The sequence below is a fragment of the Endozoicomonas sp. ONNA1 genome (assembly GCF_024606325.1).
In the GTDB taxonomy this organism is placed as follows: Bacteria; Pseudomonadota; Gammaproteobacteria; order Pseudomonadales; family Endozoicomonadaceae; genus Endozoicomonas_A.
On sequence record NZ_JAHHPN010000903.1, the window covers coordinates 1 to 4074 of the forward strand.

The window sequence follows — 4074 nt, forward strand, 5'->3', positions numbered from 1 at the left end:
AATCCTTCTGAATACGCTCATCCATTTTCTCCAGTTCAGCCTGAACGTTAGCATCAATGGCCCCGGCAGGCGTGTTCCAAAAACTACCCAACCAGGATGAAGACGCCGCTACCGTCCGTGACTCCAGAGATTTACTGCCATTCAGAAAACGACTTCGCACAGGCTGCTCTGGCAACTCTGATACAATTATTTCTCTCAGCAATAGGCTAAACGTGCCTTTAAGAACACGACACCGTTTCAATGCATATTCCGCAGTATTGCCGGAATCGTTGCCGAGCCTCCCGTTGGTTGCCTGAACAATAGAACCTGGCAAAACCAGCGGTCTTCCTAAACTTTGGGGATCATTCATGGAACTACTCCTTTTAGAGGTTTTAGAGAATTCATAAATGATTTGACTCAGGGCATTAAGACTTGTTCCCCGGTAAGATCCTGAATAACTTTCTTGTTAGCTATCCTGACTAAATTTCTTCAGCCGTAGAGGAAATCCGCTACTCTCGCCGTAACATGATCGACAAACCCATTTCCTTCACCGACATTCATGGTCATCTGGACAGTAACATCCGTCCTCAGACCGTCCTGCTGCTGAGAGACAGATAAAGAAACCAACTTTCAGTTTGCTGATCCTTTTTCATAATCACAGTCCTGCTTTCTTGTTAGTTGCGCTTACATCAATGTCTTGAACTTTTTATCCTGGAAGCAACTCAGAGTTACTCAAGTACATCAATGTTTTAAGCAACATACTTGTAATCAAGGATAAAACTAACTTAATGAAAGGAACTTAATATGAATAACTTAAATTCTCCCGCCGCTGTCGGGCTTTCAAATCCAGCCATAACAGAACCTGTTCAGCCGCAGGGCGCACCAACAGGTGTCGGTTTCGGAAGGGTTGGCACTGAAGGTGACCAGAGTGAATTTTTGAGTCATCAAGGTATTGACCGTTTACAACAAGCAAGCTCCCATCAACAAGGTTACAGAGCCAATAACCGCCGTGTGGTGACCGTTAGCACCGATGGCAGCGCGAAAATCTATAACCGGCAAGCCGATGGATCATTAGCAAAAGAGGCCACTATCACCACTGCAGATCATGTCAACTCAGCCACATTAAGCGACGATGGTCTCCATCTGGTCACTGTCGGTGACAATCACATAGCGAGAATTCATGACTTGGAGTCCGACGGAACATGGGTAGTAAAAGCCATCATTTCCCATTGTGAGCCGATCACATCAGCAACTTTCAGTACCGATAGCCGCCATCTGGTGACCGTCAGTGACGATAACACGGCGAAAGTTTTTGGCCAGGAGACAGATGGATCATGGTCATTAAAAGCCCGCATTTGCCACGATGACAAGATCAGATCAGTCACCTTTAGCGCTGATAACAGGCATGTGCTGACCGCTAGTGACGATCACACGTCGAAAGTCTTCGGCGAGATGGCGGACGGATCGTGGTTAGAAAAAACCATTATTTGCCATAATGACATGGTCGGGTCAGCCACCTTCAGCGCTGATGACATGCATGTAGTGACCGCCAGTGACGATCACACGGCGAAAGTCTATGTCAAGGTGGCTGACGGATCATGGATAGAAAAAACCATTATTCACCATAATGGGCCGGTCAAATCCGTAGCTTTCATCGACGATGGCCGTCGCCTGGTGACCAGCAGTCAGGATGGAACGGCGCAAGTCACTGAACTGGATTGATTGCTTGTGTTTACCCACGGTGTGAGGTGGTCATTCTTGACACCTCAACACTGATTTGGGGAGGCTTATGTCTCTGTCGTCTGGTTGCCAATTGAGACTGCTTTCAGCTCAGCCCTCAGGGTCTCAATCTCTCTTTGCATAGCCGCCCTGTCGGTATCCCACTGTCTGGATTGAGCGACAAAGGCACTCAATTCGTTCACTTTCTCTTGCAAAAGAGACTGACTCCGTTGCAGATCATTCTGAAGCTGAGAAAGTTTATTTTTGGGTATCAGGTCAACCCCCATTGCTGTGAGTTTCTGATACATATTTTTCAACTTTCTCAGCATAAGCGCTTTTTGACTTTCTACTTCAGATAATTGCTCTTGTGTGGCTTTAAGCATTTCGGCCTTCTGTAACAGGGCATGCTCAAGTTGCTCAGTCGGTCTGGATTGTTCCAATCGTTCTATCCGGGCTCTGAGATTGCGATCCCGATCATAATCTGATGAATGCAGGGCTGCTGAAACATGATTCCCCAGATTGTCAGCCAGTTTAGTCAGTTCAGCATTTTCTTCCTGGATTCTCCTTATGGTGTCTTGATAGCCACGATTAAGATCAGCATTTTCTTCCTGGATTATTCTTAAGGTGTCTTGATAGCCACGATTAGCTTCTATTAAATCCTTCTCCAGTCTGTCAGCCCGTTTGGATAGGACATATCTTTCTTCCTCGAGTTTTCTAACGTCTTTTCGGGCTGCAGTACAAGAACGGTCAACTTCTTCCAAGTCCTTTTTCAGCTTTTTAGCGTCATTGTGAAGACGATCTATTTCATATCCTTTATCTATTAAGCGAACATTAGCTGAGTTTAAATCCTTCTTCAGCTTTTGAACCCTTTCTGGAGTCTCATATTCTCCCTCCTGGATTTTACGCAGGGCATCATCACCCTCTTTTCTTTCTTCTCGGGCTTTTTTAAGTTCTTGCCGGGCTTCATCAAGTGCTTGCTGAAGAATTATTGTACGATCACGAAGCACTGTCTCAATTTTTCTATCGCCCGGTTTAAGAATTTTGCTACCGCTCTGTTCAGACTGTTGTGATAGCTTCTGGATTCTTTCACCCAGTTGTTCAACTTGCTTATTTTTACTCTCAAGCATTCTGGTTTTCTGAAGTAGCTCATTCTCAAGAGAACGTTGTTTTGCAGTCACAGCCTGGAAGAATTCACTACCCATTGCCGTTAATTTTCCCGAATTCTCATACTGCTTCTGTAATGCTTTTTCATAGAAGGGGATATCTTTGCCCAATGCCGTTTCAGTCTGCAAAGCAATTTCCAGAACGTTACCGAGCTGATTGTTGAGACTGCAGATGCGCTGGTAATCCTTCTGAATACGTTGATCCATTCTCTCCAGTTCAGCCTGAACTTCAGCATCAATGGCCCCGGCAGGCTGTCGCGAATCGGTTCGCGTGTTCCTTAGACTACCCATCCAGGATGAAGACGCCATTACCGTGCGGGACTCCAGAGGTTTACCGCCATTCAGAAAACGGCAAGGCTTAGGGGGGGCAGGCAAATCTTCCACGACCGTGCCTGCCCGCATCTTGCTTAGTATTTCTGTAAGAGCACAGCATTGATGCAATGAATAGATCGCAGTACCGCCCGGATGCTTGTTTAACTCCTCAGTTGTCCCCTGAACATGTTGACTAATCAACCTGTCAGGTTCGGGTGGACGGCTTACCGTACTTGATGGAATGGCCATCGTAATACTCCTTTTACAACATTCAACAATTCATAAATCGTTTGACTATTAATGAACCTGATCCTGGGAAACTTCCATCGCCTCTGATTGGTTGTTCTGTAATAGCATGCTCAGTTTATCCATCAGATTTTCAATCTCTCTTTCCATAGCCGCCCTGGCGGTGTTCCACTGCCTCGATTGATTGACCCAGGCGATCACTTCATCTTCTTTCTCTTGCAAAAGAGAGCGGGTCTGTTGCAGGTCATTCTCAACCTGAGAGCGCATTCTTTTTTCAGCTTTGAGACTTTCTTGTGTGTAGGTCAACTGTCTCAGCAAAACATTGTTTTCAAGTTCCAGTTCAGACTGTTGCTCCTGATTGTCGTCAAGCGCTGTGGTTTTTGGATATAACTCATTCTCACGCTGGCTCGATCGTCTGGATTGTTGAACTTTTTCTTCCCACATTTTATTAAAGAGACTTAGATGAGCATCTGAACAACGACGAACTACTTCTAAATCCAACTCCAGACTTGCAACCCGTCTGGATAACAAATCGTTTTCTTTTTGCATTTCTTTTAAGTCAAGCTGCTGTTTATCTGAGGAACGACCAGCTTCTAATAACTTCTGATTCAGCTTCCTGAGTTCTATGTATTGTTCATAATTATCTTCCTTCAGC

At 45.3% G+C, this 4074-nt stretch carries 4 protein-coding genes; 1 reads left to right on the plus strand and 3 read right to left on the minus strand.

The window, feature by feature from the left end:
- Nucleotides 1-349 (minus strand): hypothetical protein (locus tag KDK19_RS21245; RefSeq protein WP_257292893.1); only part of this gene is annotated, 349 nt, incomplete at its 3' end.
- A gap of 434 nt (nucleotides 350-783) precedes the next feature.
- On the opposite strand from KDK19_RS21245, the gene KDK19_RS21250 reads away from it, so the two are divergent.
- Nucleotides 784-1701, plus strand: coding sequence for a WD40 repeat domain-containing protein (locus tag KDK19_RS21250; protein WP_257292894.1), 918 nt, complete (start codon nucleotides 784-786; stop codon nucleotides 1699-1701).
- Between the two features lie 65 nt (nucleotides 1702-1766).
- On the opposite strand, the gene KDK19_RS21255 is transcribed toward KDK19_RS21250, so the two are convergent.
- Both KDK19_RS21255 and KDK19_RS21260 read right to left on the minus strand, forming a co-directional pair.
- Nucleotides 1767-3422, minus strand: a complete 1656-nt coding sequence (locus KDK19_RS21255; RefSeq protein ID WP_257252505.1) for a hypothetical protein — start codon at nucleotides 3420-3422, stop codon at nucleotides 1767-1769.
- A gap of 48 nt (nucleotides 3423-3470) precedes the next feature.
- On the minus strand, nucleotides 3471-4074 hold a 604-nt coding region (locus KDK19_RS21260; protein WP_257292895.1), incomplete at its 5' end, for a hypothetical protein.

Coding starts and splice junctions, on each gene's coding strand:
- KDK19_RS21255 (WP_257252505.1), bottom strand. CDS start 3,422: ATGGCCATTCCATCAAGTACGGTAAGCCGTCCACCCGAACCTGACAGG.
- KDK19_RS21250 (WP_257292894.1), top strand. CDS start 784: ATGAATAACTTAAATTCTCCCGCCGCTGTCGGGCTTTCAAATCCAGCC.